At 36.5% G+C, this 18,788-nt stretch carries 12 protein-coding genes; 7 read left to right on the top strand and 5 right to left on the bottom strand.

The features are described from left to right. The 6 genes from ACZ1GV_RS11385 to ACZ1GV_RS11360 all read left to right on the top strand — a co-directional run bounded on the left by ACZ1GV_RS11385 (position 1) and on the right by ACZ1GV_RS11360 (position 10,988). A complete protein-coding gene (locus ACZ1GV_RS11385; protein ID WP_472674263.1) occupies positions 1-585 on the top strand; it encodes a class I SAM-dependent methyltransferase in 585 nt (194 codons plus the stop codon). Between the two features lie 307 nt (positions 586-892). Beyond that, positions 893-2,506, top strand: a complete 1,614-nt coding sequence (gene dptF / locus ACZ1GV_RS11380; RefSeq protein WP_472674262.1) for a DNA phosphorothioation-dependent restriction protein DptF — start codon at positions 893-895, stop codon at positions 2,504-2,506. Positions 2,507-2,509: 3 nt separating this feature from the next. After that, positions 2,510-3,820, top strand: coding sequence for a DNA phosphorothioation-dependent restriction protein DptG (gene dptG / locus ACZ1GV_RS11375; RefSeq protein ID WP_472674261.1), 1,311 nt, complete (start codon positions 2,510-2,512; stop codon positions 3,818-3,820). After that, positions 3,801-8,900, top strand: coding sequence for a DNA phosphorothioation-dependent restriction protein DptH (gene dptH / locus ACZ1GV_RS11370; RefSeq protein WP_472674260.1), 5,100 nt, complete (start codon positions 3,801-3,803; stop codon positions 8,898-8,900). Before dptG ends, dptH begins: the two co-directional genes overlap by 20 nt. Next, the gene (locus ACZ1GV_RS11365; protein ID WP_472674259.1) at positions 8,893-9,240 is read left to right on the top strand and encodes a hypothetical protein; all 348 of its coding nucleotides are present in this window, start codon (positions 8,893-8,895) and stop codon (positions 9,238-9,240) included. Before dptH ends, ACZ1GV_RS11365 begins: the two co-directional genes overlap by 8 nt. Positions 9,241-9,257: 17 nt before the next feature. Then, positions 9,258-10,988 carry a DUF262 domain-containing protein gene (locus tag ACZ1GV_RS11360; protein WP_472674258.1) on the top strand — a complete coding sequence of 577 codons (1,731 nt, stop codon included), beginning with the start codon at positions 9,258-9,260 and terminating at the stop codon, positions 10,986-10,988. A 101-nt stretch (positions 10,989-11,089) separates the two neighbouring features. On the opposite strand, the gene dndE is transcribed toward ACZ1GV_RS11360, so the two are convergent. The 5 genes from dndE to ACZ1GV_RS11335 all read right to left on the bottom strand — a co-directional run bounded on the left by dndE (position 11,090) and on the right by ACZ1GV_RS11335 (position 17,195). Then, positions 11,090-11,443, bottom strand: a complete 354-nt coding sequence (gene dndE / locus ACZ1GV_RS11355) for a DNA sulfur modification protein DndE (RefSeq protein WP_472674257.1) — start codon at positions 11,441-11,443, stop codon at positions 11,090-11,092. Then, positions 11,443-13,443: a DNA sulfur modification protein DndD gene (dndD, locus tag ACZ1GV_RS11350; protein WP_472674256.1), complete on the bottom strand. Its 2,001-nt coding sequence runs from the start codon at positions 13,441-13,443 to the stop codon at positions 11,443-11,445. Before dndD ends, dndE begins: the two co-directional genes overlap by 1 nt. Beyond that, entirely contained in the window at positions 13,443-15,068 is a 1,626-nt protein-coding gene (gene dndC / locus ACZ1GV_RS11345; protein ID WP_472674255.1) for a DNA phosphorothioation system sulfurtransferase DndC, read from the bottom strand. The genes dndD and dndC overlap by 1 nt, the downstream gene beginning before the upstream one ends. Next, complete coding sequence (gene dndB, locus ACZ1GV_RS11340; protein ID WP_472674254.1) at positions 15,065-16,150, bottom strand: DNA sulfur modification protein DndB; 1,086 nt, start codon at positions 16,148-16,150, stop codon at positions 15,065-15,067. The genes dndC and dndB overlap by 4 nt, the downstream gene beginning before the upstream one ends. Positions 16,151-16,379: 229 nt before the next feature. Continuing rightward, positions 16,380-17,195 (bottom strand): hypothetical protein, encoded by an 816-nt coding sequence (locus ACZ1GV_RS11335; RefSeq protein ID WP_472674253.1) that lies wholly within the window; start codon positions 17,193-17,195, stop codon positions 16,380-16,382. Between the two features lie 168 nt (positions 17,196-17,363). Between ACZ1GV_RS11335 and ACZ1GV_RS11330 the strand changes: the two genes are divergently transcribed. After that, a complete protein-coding gene (locus ACZ1GV_RS11330) occupies positions 17,364-18,743 on the top strand; it encodes an outer membrane protein assembly factor BamB family protein (RefSeq protein ID WP_472674252.1) in 1,380 nt (459 codons plus the stop codon). Positions 18,744-18,788: the final 45 nt, after the last annotated feature.

Here is an 18,788-nt window from a genome sequence, read left to right as displayed (position 1 = left end):
GTGAGTAACGAGTTTTATAATTTGAATGCACAGGCATTTTTTGACTCTACTGTAGAAGTAGACATGGAAAATATCTACAAGCGCTTTTTACCTCGTATAGTACCCGGAACATTGATTATTGATGCAGGTTGCGGAAGTGGCAGAGATTCACTTTATTTTAAAAGGAATGGTTACACGGTAGATGCTTTTGATGCTTCGGAAGAGTTAGCAAAAAAAGCAAGTGAGTTAATTCAACAGCAAGTAAAAATATCCACATTTGATACTTACCGTAACCCAATTCAAGCGCATGGCATTTGGTGCTGTGCGTCGCTTCTGCACGTTCCCAAAGCCAACTTACAATCATCTATCAAAAACCTAGAAAAGCATTTAGTAGATAGCGGCTATATGTACGTGAGTTTTAAATATGGAGACAGCGAACGAACTCAAAATGGGCGTGAATTTACTGATATGAATGAAGCTTCTCTTCAGCAATTACTTCTAGAACTTCCGGCTTTAGAAATAGAAGAGCTTTGGATTACTGGCGACAATAGGCCTGGCCGAGAGAACGAAAAATGGCTCAACGCTATATTAAAAAAAACTAAATGATTGTTGCGACGAAATTCAAAGGAAAAGTTTTATAAATGGAAAGTAATTTATTTGCGATTATATTTCAGCCTTATTGTAAATTATATATTCATATGGCAGGTTACGAGTTGATTGAATGAGTGCCTGCTGAAAGTTCAAATGTTGGAAACTAAAATTTCCTCAATTAGAAACTGATTTATCTCGAACTTTGGAACCCAATGATGTTATTCTAAAAAGTGTTTTCTAATCCGATAGTTATCTATTTAGATTCAGTGCCAATTGCATAAGTAGTACACTTTTAGACTTAAATTAAAAAAGGGAGTTTTTTATGAGATTACAGGAAGTTTTGAGCGTACTATCAAAGTCCTCGCCATATGCAGTCTCAACAGAGCGCGAAAAAGCCATTTCTAACTCTCTTGATGAAGTAAAAGAGTATTTATATATAGAAACAGACATCGAGTCAGACTTTAAGAAAAGCCTCATTTCGTTGTCCTCTAGTGATAAAAAAATTATATTTCTTTGTGGTAGTAGTGGTGATGGAAAGTCAGAAATATTGACTAGGTATAGTCAAGAATACTCGAATAGAGCAGACTTCCATTTAGACGCTACTCATAGCTTCGAACCAAATTCTAATGCCATACAAACGCTAGATAACCTTTTTCAAAACTTCGAATTATCCAAACGCCCATTAGTCATTGGAATAAATATTGGGATGTTAGGTAACTATGCTCAAGAAGGTAATAACACAAAAATTGTAGAGTCCATAAAATGTTTCTTAGATGGGCAAGAGACGCCGAAAGACCACACCTTTTTAAATTTTGAAAGCTATCCTAAATTTCAGTTAAGTCAAAATGGTCATGCATCTGCATTTGTTCGAGAAATATTAAAGAAGATTACTTCCCCTGAAAACAATTTAATCAGACAATATTTTGATAAAGAAGTGCAATCTCTATCACCAAACAAAAGACTTTGCGCAAACTACAGATTACTATGTATACCTGAAGTGCAAGAGCGAATTATTGACGTGCTGTTCAAAGCCCGCTTAATGAAAGATCAGTTTTTAACAGCCAGGACGTTATTAGATTTTCTTCACACTTTACTACTAGGCAATGGAAACCCGAATACGCCAGGTTACTTGTATGACAATCTATTTGAAGAATCCGACAACGAACTGTCTTCAAAAATTATTGAGTTTGATCCTGCTAATCACAGAACAAATAATATTGATAAGTTTGTTTTGGCTCATAGCCTAGGACTCCCTGATTCGAATTTCCAACAGTATATTGGGGACTTAAAATCGGTTTTTGGTCTTCGAAAACCGAATAAACCAAAGCCATATTCATATTTGAGACTTTTTTACTTGCTAAAAAACACAGACTTTAGCAATCAGTACCACTCAAAATTCTATGAGGACTTTTCTGAAAGCTTGCTGGATAGGTATTCATCGGTGTGGAACCTTCATAATAACTACTCTGGCGATCCTAAAGATAGAACATTACTTATAGCGTTTTATCGAAATACAGTCGTGGACTCGATACGAAAATACAACAATCGAAATGCAAACAATTTAGACAAAGGTCAATTTCTAATATCCGTCCACAATGGTTTTCAGGTCGTCGCGGAAGTAGAACTTAAACCGGATCTTGATAGAATTAAATCCACTATTGAGTTGTCACCGTCAAGCTTTTCAGTTTTTCTTAAGTTAAATGAAAAATCAGTCGAAATACCAGTGAACATTAATTTACTCAATCTTATGGAAGATATTGTTAAGGGTTATAGACCAAATAAACACGATAAAAACACGGTCGTTTTGTTAGATGAACTAGTTGATCAAGTTAAAGACATTGCAGCAGATTCAAACTCACTTTTGATATTTAAAAATGCTAACCGTTATAAACTTTCCAACAGTAACGATGAATATATAGAAGTAAGTGGAGTTTAATGGATGTTTAAATTAAAAACGGATTTAAAACCTGGAAATGCAGTTGCAAAAGGGTACCCACTTATTGCGAATAAGCAACAAGGAGCAAACTCTTTTGATTGGAATAATGTTCTTGGTCATTTTGTTAAGTACAGCTACAGAATCAATGTAACGGGCAATTCATTACAAAAATTCCAAAACGAATGCGAAAAATCTTTTAAGCTCAAACTTGATGAGCCAGAGTTTTGGAATGAAATTCAGGCTATGTATTTTCAAGAAGATGACCTGTATGAGATATCTCCAGAACTACTGTTATTTAAACTAAAAGAAGAAAAATCTAAATCACCTGCCTCTAGATTGGGGAAATTCTTCTTAAACTTATTACAAGATTTTTACATCGCAGAAAAACCAAAAACAAAACTAAATTTTTTGGAAAGAGAAATTGTAGCGACATTTAATAAATTTGTAGTGCAAGGGACTGTCTCTGGTTCAGTAACTGACCAGGTTTCAGAGCGTCCATTTCTTCCATTTTTAAGTGAAGTATTTGCCAAAGACTTAGCGTTCTTAAATTCTAAGCCTAAGTACTTTCTTAATTCAATTACCGACTTTCTCAGGTTATATACGTTTTTGTACACAACGCAACTGGCGATAAACCTTGGGGCTTGGAAACAGGGACAGCCAAAATCAATGAAATGCTTTTTCATTGTTGATAATGAAAGAGCCTCAGAAGAAAGGACGTGGGTTAAAGATTTTGGATATAAGCAGTTTGAACGCTCTATTCAGAAGATATTCCCTTACTTGTCAATGTCGGAAAGTCTTCAGGAGTCCAATGAAATTCGGTGGCCTCTTTGGGAGCTAGCTCAACAGTTAAACGAAAGTCATGTCGACAGTTTAAATAACTATGCTCAGAGTTTTGCAGAGAACCGTAAGTTTGATATGGAAGTGCCAATCGCATCAGATGCACATAGTGCATTAGAAAATCTTTTGAATTTATCAGTCAAACAATTTGATAAAGGTGAAAGTAGGCATGGGGTTAATACAGACTACGCCAAAGCGATAGAAAACGAATTGAGTGGACACTTTGTACAGAATAGAGGTCGTGCCGGCAGGGTACTAGTATTTAATCAAGACTATATTTTATTGCTAACAAACTTAGCAATTGGCGGTGACAGAGAGCAGTTACGTTTTCATGAATTAGTACTCGAATTTGAAAAAAGAGGTGTCTATTTCGATAAGCAAAGCCAAAAAGTGTTGGTCGACTTCTATGAACGCATAGGGAACGTGGACAGAATGAGTGACAGTGGAGATGCAGTATATGTCAGAAAAACAGTTTGAAAATTTTCTAGCTAAACAGTTAATTGAATGGGGAAAGGATAACCTGCAACAAGGTTATAGATATCAGTTTCAATCTCCTGATTCAGACAATAGCACCAAGCTTTTTAGTGCCCTACAATCTCTAAGTCCTGGTTATGTTTCTATTCAGAATATACAGATACCTTATGTGGTCTCTGGTGACTGTAAGCTTTTAATCACTTTACATGATGAAAACGACGGCAAAGGTTTCAGTGAAAATTTTATTTCCCATATAAGGGATGTCGTTGCTGCACAACAAAATGAAATTAAAGGCTGTTCTCTTTTAGTTATTCACAACTCACTACTTGACACATTAATAAACTCTGCTGAGAACATAGCTCAGTCAGGCTGGGTGTGGCATCCAAATGAAATTATGGAGTCACTAAAGTCACTTATCGAGCCTAAGGATACAAGTGAAAAGGTATCAAGGTGTCTTTTAAAACATAGGTTTGTTCAAATTATTGAAGACGGTGCAACCATGTTTGGTTTTGAAGAGCTATTCAAAGCGATGGTTGATGACGGAGATTTAAGGTTTGATGAAATTGGGCTGCTTAATGATCCTCAGATATTGGAATTCGGTTGGACAGAAGGTCAGATCAATTCTCGACTTGAAAAGAATAAGCAATTATTTGAAAAAATTGATTATATAACTCATAACTTTCCAACAAACCTAGAAGAAAAGCTTGGTGAAATTGATTTAGGCCCTAACTTTGTTCAGAAGTATTTTAAAGGGGGGGACATAGAATCATGGAAGCAAAACCTAGAATTTGGAGCAATTAGAAGCGAACAAGACAAGAATAAAGATAATCAATTAGAGCTTGAAAAAGAGATTGCCTCCAAAGGAATATTATATTCTCGCCCTAAAGCAGATACCAAAGCAGGAAAACGTGAAAAACACCTAATTTACTTAATTGAAGACATGGAGTCTTCATTTGAGATTGAGTTTAGCTTTCTTGGTGGGAAAATTGAGAAAAAACAGTGCTCTATTTCAAATGAAAATTTACAGGACTTAGAAATTTCTTCGCCTGATAATACTGGTGGAAAACGGAGCCGAGTCAGTGTTTCTGGTCAATATGCAGAACAGGTTGGTTATTTTAATTTTAAGGTGAAGCGAGATAAAACTTCTGAAACTCATAACTTTAAAGTCGCCATCTTGAGAAAAGATGAGTTCTTTGAGGAAGGGTTTAAGTATTGTTATTTGGTTGATCCCAAAAAGCAAAGGTTAACTCTTCAACTCGAAGAGAATGAACTCATAATTTCAGATATGACTACTGATCTTGTGTTAAACGAAAACGGTTCTGTAATCGACAATCGCGAGGTTGGAAAAGTTGTATTTGAAGATCTAGCTGCCGAATCGGAATTCGTTGAGTTTACTATTAAGGGCCACTCCACAGAACTTAAGTTTAATATTGAAGGTGCAGTTGCATCGGACTCGTTATACCTGCCACTAATGTTAGACCAAGAAAAGTATTCAAAGTTATACGAAAACGAATACAACGCTGTGCTTAACCGAGCAAAAACAAAGGTACAGTTAGAAAATCAGGAAGTTGCGCCAAAAGGCAAGCGGTTAACATTATTGCAGTGGGAGCGAGAGCTACTTTTAGACGATTGTTTATATTTAAATGAGATAGCTGACAACAACATCTTTATTCAAGACTTAATAGAGCACTACCCCAATTTAGGTAAAGCATATATAAACCTCTTTGATGAATTTAAGAATACTGGCACCTTACCAAGTCTCTCGGGGTGGGGGCCTAAATTTTGCTCATTAGTTAAACATGTCATTGATGAATACAATAGTGCTTTAAAAGAAATTGGCTACGATGCTTTACTTACAAAGGCGCAGAAGTCTTTAATTAATGTTGGCTTTGTTAATTATAATGGAGACGAATACCTAAGCCCATATCACCCACTTGTACTTGCCTATCATTTAAACTTGGTTCAAGAACTAATTTCGGATGAATCAAGCAGCTTTAAATCGTTACCAAGAGTTACACTTAGCAGGTTAACTGCACAAGGGTTATTACCGTTTGTTTATAATCCTTTAAGTGACTTTTCTTATTCTCATGCAGAAGCTGAAAACCCGATGTGGCTGAAGTTAGTCCCACAGCAAAATACAAGCTATGACTTTATTCGAAAGCTAGTTAAAGACAAAGTAGCCGAGTTTCACGATGCCTTTAACAGCCTATTTGAAAATGGCTCTAGATCGAAAATAATAGTTAATTCAATAAATAATGGCGAAAACAAAGAGCTGTTTTTAGGCTTAATTGATTTCATTAAAGCTCATAAAGAAAAAGTCTGCCAAATTCACGTTAATTTATATGATGATGAAATTAGCTTTTGTGAATTTGATAAATTCTCAGATACTCACAGCTATGATGATTTAAAAGAACGATACGGTCTCGATAAAGGCGCTACTAAAGATATAGCTGACACGATAGTTGATTTAATAAGAACGAGACTAACGTACAGCAAATTTAAAAATATAAAGTTAGATGACGGCTCATATAAAGCTCAAGAGTATGCTCATTTATCTTTCTTTAAAAACAACAATAAAGTTCAATCAACAGACGTAAATGTTAATGAAGAACTGAGTGGAGTCGTTTCTGACGGATTATTAGCAGGAGAGGCTTCAACGAGCAAAGAAGATAGTTATTTTACTGCCTTTGGATTAAAAGGGATTGATACTGAGGGTAAAGCGCATCTTCAAATTGCTCAACAGCTAAACGGATTAATAAAGCCAGCTAGAAAAAGCAATGAACAATATAGTCGTTCAAAATCAATGGCGTTAGCTGTTAGTGATAAATTTAAACAGCTGTTGTCTTGCTCCTACAAAAGTTCAATTTGGACAACGATAATTGATCCTAAAGTAACCTTAGACTTTTTTGACAATGAACAAAATGTTGTACTAATCCATTATTCAGATAATTACACCAACTCAGCAAACTATGATGCGATAACCGTAACAGAAGAATCTGAACTTTATAAAAAGGTTTTAGAGCAAGATCAAGGTGGAATTATTGAGGAGTTCAACGCCTTTAATGGTGAGTGGCTTCTTAAGATGATCACGTCAAATGACAATGACCGAAAAGAGAAAAAAGGCATAATTGGCGCTTATAAATTTGTTAATTGTTTAATTAAAGAATCCGATATTACTTGGGTACCACTATCTGTCGCAGAAATGATCAGAGTTGCTGGCAATATTGGTCTGAAAATGTCTGACAGTGACTTTTCAAGAAATGTTCACGGGTACAAAAAAGGCTGGATTTCGGATGATGTTTTGTTTGTCGGATTTAAAGGCGACAGCATTATCTTGTTGCCTGTCGAAGTTAAAACAGGAAAGAAACAAAAGCATTCGAAAGCAGTGGAGCAAGCAAAAGAACTAAAACGATATCTGACAGAAGATATTCTTGGCGCTAACTCATTCGCAAGTCATCTATATCGAGGTTTGTTTATTAGACAAATTTTAATGCAGGTTGATAAATATAAGCTTTATCATTTGTACGATGATAATTATTTTGATGCGCTCTTGAGTAAACGAGAATATTGGCTTCAAGGAAACTACAACGTCCAAGACATCATTGATTATCCAGATGGATTTGTGATTTCTCATGTAGAGAACGACTCATTCTTTGAGCCGACCTACGAGCTAGTCGATAATATTCTTAAAATTCAGTTGCCAATTAGTTACTTAAATAAGTTTATTAAAACACCGTTATCGGAACTCTTTAGTGAAACCCAACCAGAAAAGTTATGTCACGTAGATAAGAAGTATATTTTGCAGGGTGAAACGTTAATTGGTTCAACTAATGATACGGCGGTAGTAGATATTTCTCCTAAGGAAAAAGCGCCAGAACAACAATTAAATGCAATAGAAGATACGCTTGAATTAGTGAATGCCGCCGAGCCTGAAAAAAGCTACGTGGAATCAAACGAATCACTTAAGGTTTTGCTTGGTCACTCTTTACAAGATGAAGAGGCTGTTTTTTGGGAACCTACAAACACCGCAAAATTCATGAACACCAATTCAGGAATTATAGGGACCATGGGTACAGGTAAAACCCAATGTACTAAATCAGTCATAACGCAGTTATATCGTAATCAACATAATAATGTTGATGGAAAGCCGATAGGCGTACTTATTTTTGACTACAAGTCTGATTATGTTGATGAGAAGTTTATATCAGCTACTCAAGGTAAAAAATATAACCTACATAAATTACCTTATAATCCACTTAGCTTGTTTGGCGACACGCCGATGTTACCAGTGCATACTGCTCGTGGTTTTTCAGAAACAATGGGCAAAGCATTTGGGTTAGGACAAAAACAGCAATTAAAACTTCGAAAACTAGTCAGTGAAGCATATGACTTGGCTGGTATCAAAAAAGCAGACCCAAGTACCTGGCACAAACCTGCTCCGACAATTGCTGATGTATGGGCGCTGTTTGAAGAAAGTGAGCCAACTGAAGATTCTTTGTATGCGGCGTTAGAAAGTTTATATGAACTAGAGATATTTGAGACTGATGTTACTAAATGTACATCGCTTTACGAGCTTGTAGATTGTATTACAGTCATCGAGCTTGCTGGCTATCCGGGGGAGATTCAAAATCTAGTTGTGGCGCTAACCTTAGACCTCTTTTATTCGCAAATGCAGAAGCAAGGTAAGCCAGAAGTTAAAGGTGACTTTAGACAAGTTTCTAAATTACTGCTGGTGGATGAAGCTGATAACTTTATGTCTCAAAACTTCCCAAGCTTACGACGAATCCTTAAAGAGGGACGCGAATATGGTGTTGGCGTTATTCTCTCTACACAAGACATTACCCACTTTAAAACTAGCGAGAATGACTACTCAGCCTACATATTAAGTTGGATTGTTCACCGTGTTTCGCAAATCAAAAACCAAGATATTAAATCTATTTTCAATAAAGATGATAAAACCAGTCAAGATTACCTAATGGCTTCGATTAGAGAACTTGAAAAGCATCATAGTCTTTATGTAAATGGCGACAAGCAAATAACTAAGATGAAAGATAAAGCGTTTTGGGAGCTAAACTATGACTAACAGCCACATTAAAACTAATAAACATATGCTCAGCAAAAAATCTCCAGAGGTTATCGCATATATACAAATGGTTGAACAGGCAAAACGTGATGCTGAAGTTGTTACTTTAAGGGAGTGGTATGACTCTACGCCAAACCATACGCAAGAAGTTGTTGAATATATGTTGGCTTTTAAGCAACTAGGGCGTTTAGGTAAAGAGCTACATAATCGAGGGGTAAAAAGAGTAACGGAAAGGTTTGGTGATAGTGTTAGAACGTTAGTTGAAGCAACTTATCAAAGAGGGGTGCTTAATATGGCGGCTCCTCTTTGTGCTTTAGTGTGCATATCTAATAAGAAGTAGTAAATTTAAGGAATGAAATGTCAAATATAGTAACAGAACTTGAAAGCTTAGATAGACAATTTAGTAAATACGATAAGATTCTAATTCCACAATACCAACGTAGTTATGCCTGGGACGATAGTAATATACAAACATTTTGGCAAGATATTAGAGAATCAATCGAAGAAGACCGCGACAGATATTTTATTGGTCCTATAGTTTCTAAGTCTGTCGGGGAAAAAGAAGTTGAAATTATTGATGGACAGCAAAGGTTAACAACTAGTCTGATTCTAATAAGTATTGTTCGAAGAATATGTTTATACAAATATGAAGAGAATGAGAGTGGAAACAGAAGTTATTATGACTTTTATGGAATCTTGAGCTCTAGATTTAAAGTTACTGGAAGCTTACTTTCTGAAAACGGAAATAACCGTTATCAAATGAATGAAGAAAATGATTATATATATTCAACTTTTATCGTGGCTGATGCTACTAAAGACGAGATTCTAGCAGAAAGGAAAAAACACAAAAAAGCAGATTCAAATTACAAGCTCCTAGACGGTATTTTAATGCTTTGGGAATTCGTCGAAAAATATGCAGGTACAGATCTAGACTTAAGCTTACTGAAAAGTATCGCTGTATATATTTTAGAAAAATTACAGGTTTTAAATATTAGTGTGTCAGATGAATCAGATGCTTATTTAATCTTTGAAACTATAAATGACCGTGGTAGAGAGTTAGACACGATGGACTTGGTGAAAAACCTACTTTTTTCAAGAGTTAAAGGTGCTACATTTGAAAAAGTAAAAAATAACTGGATTAGGATGCAAGAACAACTTTCTAGTATGAGTTCCGCTAATGATTTTTTATATAACTTTTGGACTTCATACAAAGGTAGAGCTTCTAAACAAAATTTATTTACGCAGATTAGGGAACTTATAAAAAGCCCTAAGCATTCAGCAATCGATTTTTCGAATGATATTACAGAGTCAGCCAGAATATATAGTGCGATTAACAATCCGTCAGATAGCTACTGGGAAGACTTCAGTATAGAAACTAGAAAAAATTTAATGGTATTGAAAGAGCTTTCCGCGAAAGTTATTCACCCTATAATTATGTCTGCACTTGTTACTTTTGATAAAATTGAATTTAACAAACTCCTACGATATTTAATAATTTTCCAGGTTAGATATGTTTTAATTGGAGAAAATCATACCGGCAAATATTCTAATGCGGCTTCTAGCATTCCTGCCCTAATTAAGTCTAAAAAGATAACTAAAGCCATTAAAGTTGCTAGAGCGTTAAAAAATGAAGATGTATATATAAATGACCAGGAATTCATTGACTCATTTAAGGTTCTATCATGCTCTACTAAAAAAGCAAAATATATTTTATCTGCAATTGAAGAGTACGTTTCGGGAGAATTAAAAGTTATTAATAATGATGGAATGAAAGTGAATGTGGAGCATATACTTCCTCAAGAAAGTTGTCCTGATTGGTCGTCTGAAGTCACTGGTATCTCAAATCAAGAGTACGACACATGGGCAATGAGAATTGGAAACATGGTGCTTTCATGTAATCAGTTAAATAAAGAAGCCGCTCGTAAAAAATTTATTGATAAAAAAGATATTCTATTACAGCAAGCCAATGAAATTAAAACTACAGGATATATTGCAAATGAAACTTCATGGGATAAAAGTGCTATAGAGCGAAGGCAACTTTATTTGGCAGAATTAGCTTTGAAGGTTTGGTCTCTCGATTTTAATTAAACTAGGCCAACCAGTTAAATAACACTAACACGTGTTAGTGTTATTTAACTTCTAAAAGTTATTATATGTTCCGGTGGTCGTCTTAAAATATAAAGTATGAGCTAGTAAAGGTTGTTGACGAGCTCAGCTACATTTTTATGATTTCTAATAGCACTAATTCCATGCTCTACATGGCTCGCCCAAGCAACTTGTAACTCTTTTCCATCAAGAGTTGGATACTTTTTCTTTAGTAATAGCTCAGTAACTAATTGAGTCTTACCAAGCCAAGTAAATTTATCCAACATAAGGCTACCATCGAGCTTATATGCGATATTCGACTGATATGAATAGCCAGATTCAATTGATCTAAAAAAGGCGATACGTGCTGATACATTCGGTGTAATGCCGGTATAAGATTTTAGCTTTTTAAGCTGTTCTTCTGTGGTGCGGTTCAACTGCATTCGATTCGGCAACATTACACAGCCTCCTTTTGAACTGTTTCAGAACTGTTTTTCCAGAAATAGCCTTCATTTAATGTCGAGCACTTAGTTTGCTCATCAAATTCTATTTCAAAAGCATGCGACACTTCATGTGCCATCGCGCTAAAGAAGTCTTCGTCAACCTCTGTATCCGTTGATAACAAAATGACTTGTTCTCCCGCTTCAGGAAAATAGTGTTTAACCAGTTTATCTCTGTGTTTTGAATCTAATCTTCCTAATGGAGTATCTACTACAACAGGCAATACTTTTCCTGATAGTTTTCCAAGCGCTTCCAGTATGGCAAACGCAAAGATTTGTTTCTCACCCGCAGACATAGATTTTCGGTTTATAGCAATGTCTTCTGCATCAACGAGTGTTACATCAAACGTGTTCGGGTCAATCTTCGCAGAAAGTTTAAGATCTTCTTTTCGTGCTAGCTTCCGGTACGATTGTGCGAATAGCTCTTCTAGTTGACCGACGCGCATTGCAGTAAGTTGCGCTGAAAATTCCTGTAAAACTTTTGTACTTGCATCAACCCGGCTAACAGCTTTTGAAATTGAAGCTTCTGTCTTTTGACCGGTATAAAGCTTCTCTAACCTTTTAGCTAGTTCTAAAGCTTTTGAAATATAAGCTTTAGCTTTTATTAGATGGTGGCCATATTGTGTCTTAAGTTTATGTTTTTCAGCGTCTAACGATCGTAAGTTGTCATAAAGCTTTGTCAGCTCTTCTTCATCTGGCGCTCGTTGAATGTTTATAGAGACTGACTCTAAAGCTTGTTCTGTTTCCAATAACTCTTGGGTTAATTCGGCACACTGGGTTTTGGCAATAGAAGCATCACTTATCTGAGCTTGCAATATGTTGAAGTCAGTATTAGAAATATCAAGCTCTACGCTACCGTTTGAAGACCCACTAACTGAATTAAAGTAATCGCTAATGGTCGCAAATAACTCTTCTGATTCGTGACTAAATTTTGATTGAAGTATCGTCTCTAAGTCTGAAAGGTTTTCATTAAGCTTATTAGCAAATGCTTGGGATTCTTTTATTTCCTGTTCTTCAGATAACGTTGTGACTAATTCAGCCATTGCTTTGGGTGCTAATGCCAAAGGAAAAGAATCATCTAAGTTACCGATTATTTTTGTTTCAAGTATGGCTTTACGTTTTATTAATTCATCCGCTTTATTTTTTTCATCATTTTTGGTTTTAGCCCAAGCTCCGCCGCGGTCTTGTATTTTTTGTTCAGCTTCACGAACTTGTAATTCCAAATCAGCTAATTGTCTTTTAACTTGATCTTCACTTTCACGCTCTTTATTTGCTTGTAAAAGTAGCTGATTTTTTTCTAACTCAAGTTCGTTGATAACTTTAACTGTCTTAGCATCAGCAGCTTTTTGACTTATTTGTTTTATGTAGATGTCTAAGTCATCGGATAGACGGTTTATTACATCAATGCCTAACAATTTTTGTACGGCTTCTTTTAAGTAAGAACCTGTATCGTCTTCTGCAAGTTCAGCAATTTTTTCACCATCAAAAAAGAAGAGATCACCGATACCCGGCGGTACTAATTCATGCAGAAAGCTCTGCACTTGTTCTGTAGTTAAGGACTCTTCACAATTATCATTTATATATAAAACTAGCTTTTCATCGTTATTTAATGACCATTCACGATCAACACGGTATGTACTGTGTTCGCCTTGGTGAGTATGAGTAAACTCTAAACTTACTTTTGCAATGGAATCAGAATTATCCTTAACCGCTTTTTTATTAACTTGCTCAGCGAGGTATTCATTAAATTCTTTTTTCGAAACCGCGCTACCTATGGCCTTTCTACCTAATAATGCTAATCGAATCGCAGTTAATATTGACGTTTTGCCAGCTCCATTTAAGCCACCAAACAAAACAATAGGCTTTGACTGTAATCCGACACGTCTTGGTGCGAGCTCGATATTATGCTGGCCATTAAAAACACGAAAGTTCTCTAATGAAAGTGTTTTAAAAATCATTACAAACCTTCCTTTTCGATTAACTTATTTAACTGCTCTAGCTCTTCTGAAATAGATATAACTTCTTTCGATTGTCGCATTTGGTTTTTTCTACTTTCGAGATTCTTTTCGATAATCTCTTCAGCAGATTCCCAATCTTGTTGAACAATCTTACCAATTTTGCTGAAAATTCCAGTACGGCGAGATAAGCCACTCATTGAAGTTTCAAGATCAATAAGCTTTTTTATCATTTGAGGAGCTACATCATATTTTGGAGCTAGCTCGTTTATCAATCTAGCTTCTGCATGACTAAACTGATTTGTATCGTCCACCGTCCAGTCAAGATCAAAACCGAAAACGTCCTTGAATATTCTAGGTAAAGTATCTTCCCAGTCAGGCTCGTTCGGGTCATTTAACCATTGGTGACGAACAGCATGAAGTTCTGGTACCGTGATTAGCTCTAGGTCTTTACTCACCTTATTTAATTGTTTTTGTGTTTCCAAAAGCTCTTTTAAAAACTGCTGCCTAAAAGATAATAAGTAGGGGCCATAAGTGTAGCCTTCAGTCATCTCTTTTTTACCGTCTACGGTAAGGGTTTTAAAGGCCATTCGGCCATCTCGACGAATGTGGCTACGATATTTGCCTTTGTCTTCTATTACAGTGGTTTCCGCTAATTTGTTACGTAAGTCCAATAATGGCTTCATCCACTCTTCACCATTTTGAACTAAGCTTTCCATTGCTCTATCTTTCGTGACGACAGTACAAGTCCAACAACCAAAACGTGAATTACCACATGAAGGTGTCGTTTCATCTATTACCATTGGACATTCACCTTGGCCAGAAGAGTCTTTATATAAGTTCCAAAGGATTAAGTTTTTGCCACCCCAAGGGTTTTCCCACTCTAAATCATATTTATCAAACCATTTGTTTTTAGTTCCATGTGGGGTTTCTTCACTGACTAAGTGGCATAAACGAAGAATTTTCCAAACATCGTCAACATGCCAAGTATCTATAGGCGTGTAGATAAATGCATTTGATAAAGTAGTATGTTTTGCTAGTGAAGAGCCGTCTATTTTATGTTTGGCAATGACTTGCGCACGAGATGCGCTTTCTTGCGAGCGAGAACCTAATACGACAATGACTTCATCATATTGACTAACCTTGTCAGTAATAAAAGTACTAACAGGGTCAATTTTCATTCGCTCTGTACACCATCTAAAACTTCTTGTTGGCGCCGGATAGCCCTTGCCTAAAAGATTAACCCAAAAAGTTTCAGTCGTCTTTGGTACGACTTTGTGAGAAGTAATAGGTAGGTTGTCTCTTTTTGCGCCTCTCTCTATTGCTTCAAGAGAGTTGTTTACATGATTAACTACGATAGGAGTCTCTACCAGAGTATCAGAAGCAACTACAAAAACTGGCTTGTGGCGTTGCTCAGGCTTTAAGCCTAATAGTGACATGTAAATGAGTGCCATAACGGCCGAAGAGTCTTTACCACCGCTATATCCAATTACCCAAGGTCGTTTGTCAGATAAGTAAATTCGTTGAGTGTCAGCAATATACTCACTTAGGAATCGTCCCGAAAATACTTCGTTTTCGATGAAGTCGACATATTCTTCATCTAAATCATGTTTGTTTAATAAGTTCATGCGTTAAGTAATTCTTTTTCTTTAATTAAGTCTTGTTCAGAAATAGGTAGGTTAATTTTTCTTTTAATTTCTACGGAGGTTAAAAATATATTAGACACTGCTTTTGATAGCCGACCATGTTGCATAGCTCGATTGCTCCAATCTGGATTTGATTTTAACCAATTAATTTGTTTTAAAGCGTTAAACTTAACAATTTGGTCTTCTTCATTTAACGCGCATATTTCTTTGCCAACAATTGCTAAAGCTTGTAACCCTATGCCATGTGCAGTTATAAATTCCTGTCTAAACTCTGCGGAAGAAAGGGTTTTAGCCTGTACTTGCTGCCATTCAACCATGTGTTTATTCAAACGATTCCAGAACTCTACTGCTAATTTTTGCTCTGCATCGGAAAAACCATCTTTCGGGCCCTTTCCAAACAAAGCTCTAGTTGCTTGTTTTATACCTGATAATGTAAATAGTTTACTGCTTCTTGCTGAGATTGTAGAACGTTCAAACTCTGTAAATCCTACAAACGGTCTCGCGTTTAGTGATAAATAACGGGCTAACTCTGAAGCTTGGTCCCTGTGGTCGTACAAAGTTCCTAATGAGGAACTAGGGCGAACAGCGTATTTGTTTAAATCAGCGAACATTTGCTGACTCCGCTTTAATCCTTCATCAACAAAAAATAACACTGCAATATTGTCCTGGCCTAGTTCCGGGTTTTCTTTGATTGCCTCTTCAATAGCAGCTCTTCGATGTTGGCCATCATTTATCAATATTTGTGCGTCCATGGAAACTCGTAATGTACCAAGATTATGGGTTCCCTCAGCTTCTTCAAAGTCTACATCTGAGCCTACGGAGGCTGTTAACGCTGAGAATACGTAGTCTTTTGGAGAGTCAGTTAAATATTTGGCCATTTCAGGAATTCTACTTTTATTCAACGTACGTTGGGCTCTCAATTCAACAGGAACTTCCTCTTCATCGTAAATAAAGATTTTAGGTATAATACGGAGGGGACAGGTTGCGATATAAAAAGGCTTACCAGCTTGGATTGCTCTAATTGCAGGGAATGAATAACAGTAGTTACTATCAAAATTAGCCATCTATATATTCCAAATCAATTTATTCTGTACGTGATAATATCACGTACTTTTTGTTTTTAAAGTTACGTTAATAGTTATTTTTTAACTATTTGTATTTGTTTGACTTTTATTTTAAATGAATTGATTGAATGGTAGCTTTGTTTTGAATTTTTTATTTTGTACGTAATAACTTCTTTGCTTCTTTAGATGAAAGATTCTCAAACATTTTTGTCCTTAATCAGACTCTCGCCTACACATTATACCTAACCCTCACCCGATATAACTGAAACGTGGCTGTTTGTAGTACTTGTCCTTTATGATAAGAATACATGTGGCCAGTTATCATATTCTTGTTTTGTTGGTGCAATATAATTTGGTTTGCAAAGGTTATGTGGCTTGTTGAAATACGGGTGATGGTATCCGAGGTGATAATGTCACTGTCTTTAAAATAGGTTTCGTTGGTGACACCAGAATAGCCGTTTAGCATAACAACAAATTCTGAGCGTTGGCCCGGTTGGGCGTTTAATACCACCATTTGCTTTTGAGTTCCGTCGTTGTAAGTGCCAACCCAAAAACCGTATAAACCCTCATTTTTGTATTTGTCTAAAGACTCAATGGTTGCCCCATAACGCTTTATAAACTCACGAGAGGTGGAGCTTCCTTGTGCCTTATCTAATTGATACGTTTTGGTAAGCGTCGGCTTTTCATCTACGCTAATAATGCTCAGTACTTTAAATGAATTAGTAAGGTGAGGGGATATTATGATTTTGTATTTTTCATTAGCTACACGAGGGTCTTTAAGGCTTAAGGTGCACTCTGCTGATGTACAAGTAATATCGTTATCAGTAAAAGGTATTCGTTTTATATAACGCATCGCACTTGCCATATTCGCAATATAAAAGGCGTGCTGGCCATCTTCATTCACATCTAAGATATTATAATTCATTCCAGCTTGGTCGCTAACCCCTTCCCATAAACCAGCCTCTAGTTTAATTGGTTTTGTTTCTGCAACGGCCATGGATGACAAAAGTGCCATACACATCAAACTAACAAACAAACTCTTCATGGGGTTCCTTTTTATAAAACTAAGTTTTTGTAGCGATTTAAATTTAAATGAATACAATGCTTTGTGTAAATAATAAACTAAAGTGGCGCTTGATAAATACAAGTAGCTGTAAATAAATACAAACCTAAGAACATAAACCTAAGAATACTAACGTAAGGATACACCCCAATGAATAATTATCTCAAATTAGCGCAAGTTCTATTTTTTAGTACTGTGATTGCGGCCTGTGGTGGTGGGGGTGATTCATCAAGTTCTGACAGTGAGTCTGGTGGTAGTTCAGGTAATAGTTCAGGCGGCTCCAGCAGTGGTGGTTCAGGCGGAGGCTCTGGCGGTTCAAGTTCTCGACTGGTTTGGGATGCAGCGTTACCTACTGCTAGTTTTGCGTATTACTCTTCTCCTGCGTTAAGTGCAGACGAGCAAACGATTTATGTAGGCACGGCTAAAAATGTTAGAAATGCATCAGCCGGTAACGATGTTATGGCCGCATACGATCGAAATGGCAATGTTAAATGGCAATACACTTTACCAAATGCTGAAGAGGTTCGTTCGAGCCCAGTTGTGCATAATGGCAATATCTATTTTACCGTTGATAAGCGGACTTCAGAATTCAATAAAAGCTATCGTGACTTAGTGGCACTGAGCAGCACGGGTAATGAAATTTGGCGAAAACGCGTATCGGAATACGGAAGCCAAACTGGTTCAGGATTAACAAAAGTGGTGGCCACGGGCGATCAAATTATTTATACAGGTTTGGACGTTCTAGTTTTTAACGCGGATTCGGGCGATAAACTGTTCGAACGTTTATGTAACTGCAGTGGCCGTCAAGATCGTTTTGTCAACGGTGCGCTGAATAACAATGGTGAGCTGGTTTATTACGACGAAGGTAGATTACTTAAGTTAAATTTAACCACCTATGAAGTCTCTGGTGAGTTTGATGATATTGCTACTTTTCAGGGCGATTTAGTATTGTCTTCGCCTGCCGTTGATTCCAACAATAATGTTTATTTAGGCTCTGAAGCTGGCATTTTATATGCGTTTAATGACAACCTAGAATTGTTATGGGACTTTAAATTAACATCGCCTAACGTTATTGAAGCACCTCATATTCGCTCGTCGGTAGCAATTGATGAATCAAGAGAAACACTATACTTTGGTACAAAGAGCAACGAAAACAGTGAATTTTATGCGCTAGACATAAACGACCAAAGTGTAAAGTGGAAAGTGTCTATCCCTGGTGATGTATACGTTTCACCAACTATTGGCGACAACGGCAATATCTACTTCGCATCAGAAACGGACTTACTTTATGCCTACACTCCAACCGGAACATTAGCGTGGCAATATGACCTAAAAGTGAATGTCACATGGTCATCTCCGGTTATCGACAGCTCTGGTATTTTGTATATTGGAGGTTTGTCTGAAGCTGACTTATCGTCGTCTGGCGCCACAGGCAAAGTGTTTGCTATTCAAACCGACAGCACCGGTTTAATGACAAACACGTGGGCTAAAATCCATCGTGACAATCAAAATACCGGCGTGGCCAAGTAAATTAGTTGATAAGCAATTAGTTAGCTCCTGTTTAAAAATTGTGCT

The sequence above is a fragment of the Psychrosphaera sp. HA2-10 genome, assembly GCF_055693745.1.
This window is presented reverse-complemented; position numbering and strand designations above follow the sequence as displayed.

What these genes read in the sequence shown, in the direction of transcription:
- dptF (WP_472674262.1), top strand. Translation starts at nt 893, where the DNA reads ATGAGATTACAGGAAGTTTTGAGCGTACTATCAAAGTCCTCGCCATAT.
- dptG (WP_472674261.1), top strand. Translation starts at nt 2,510, where the DNA reads ATGTTTAAATTAAAAACGGATTTAAAACCTGGAAATGCAGTTGCAAAA.
- dptH (WP_472674260.1), top strand. Translation starts at nt 3,801, where the DNA reads ATGTCAGAAAAACAGTTTGAAAATTTTCTAGCTAAACAGTTAATTGAA.
- ACZ1GV_RS11365 (WP_472674259.1), top strand. Translation starts at nt 8,893, where the DNA reads ATGACTAACAGCCACATTAAAACTAATAAACATATGCTCAGCAAAAAA.
- ACZ1GV_RS11360 (WP_472674258.1), top strand. Translation starts at nt 9,258, where the DNA reads ATGTCAAATATAGTAACAGAACTTGAAAGCTTAGATAGACAATTTAGT.
- dndE (WP_472674257.1), bottom strand. Translation starts at nt 11,443, where the DNA reads ATGTTGCCGAATCGAATGCAGTTGAACCGCACCACAGAAGAACAGCTT.
- dndD (WP_472674256.1), bottom strand. Translation starts at nt 13,443, where the DNA reads ATGATTTTTAAAACACTTTCATTAGAGAACTTTCGTGTTTTTAATGGC.
- dndC (WP_472674255.1), bottom strand. Translation starts at nt 15,068, where the DNA reads ATGAACTTATTAAACAAACATGATTTAGATGAAGAATATGTCGACTTC.
- dndB (WP_472674254.1), bottom strand. Translation starts at nt 16,150, where the DNA reads ATGGCTAATTTTGATAGTAACTACTGTTATTCATTCCCTGCAATTAGA.
- ACZ1GV_RS11335 (WP_472674253.1), bottom strand. Translation starts at nt 17,195, where the DNA reads ATGAAGAGTTTGTTTGTTAGTTTGATGTGTATGGCACTTTTGTCATCC.
- ACZ1GV_RS11330 (WP_472674252.1), top strand. Translation starts at nt 17,364, where the DNA reads ATGAATAATTATCTCAAATTAGCGCAAGTTCTATTTTTTAGTACTGTG.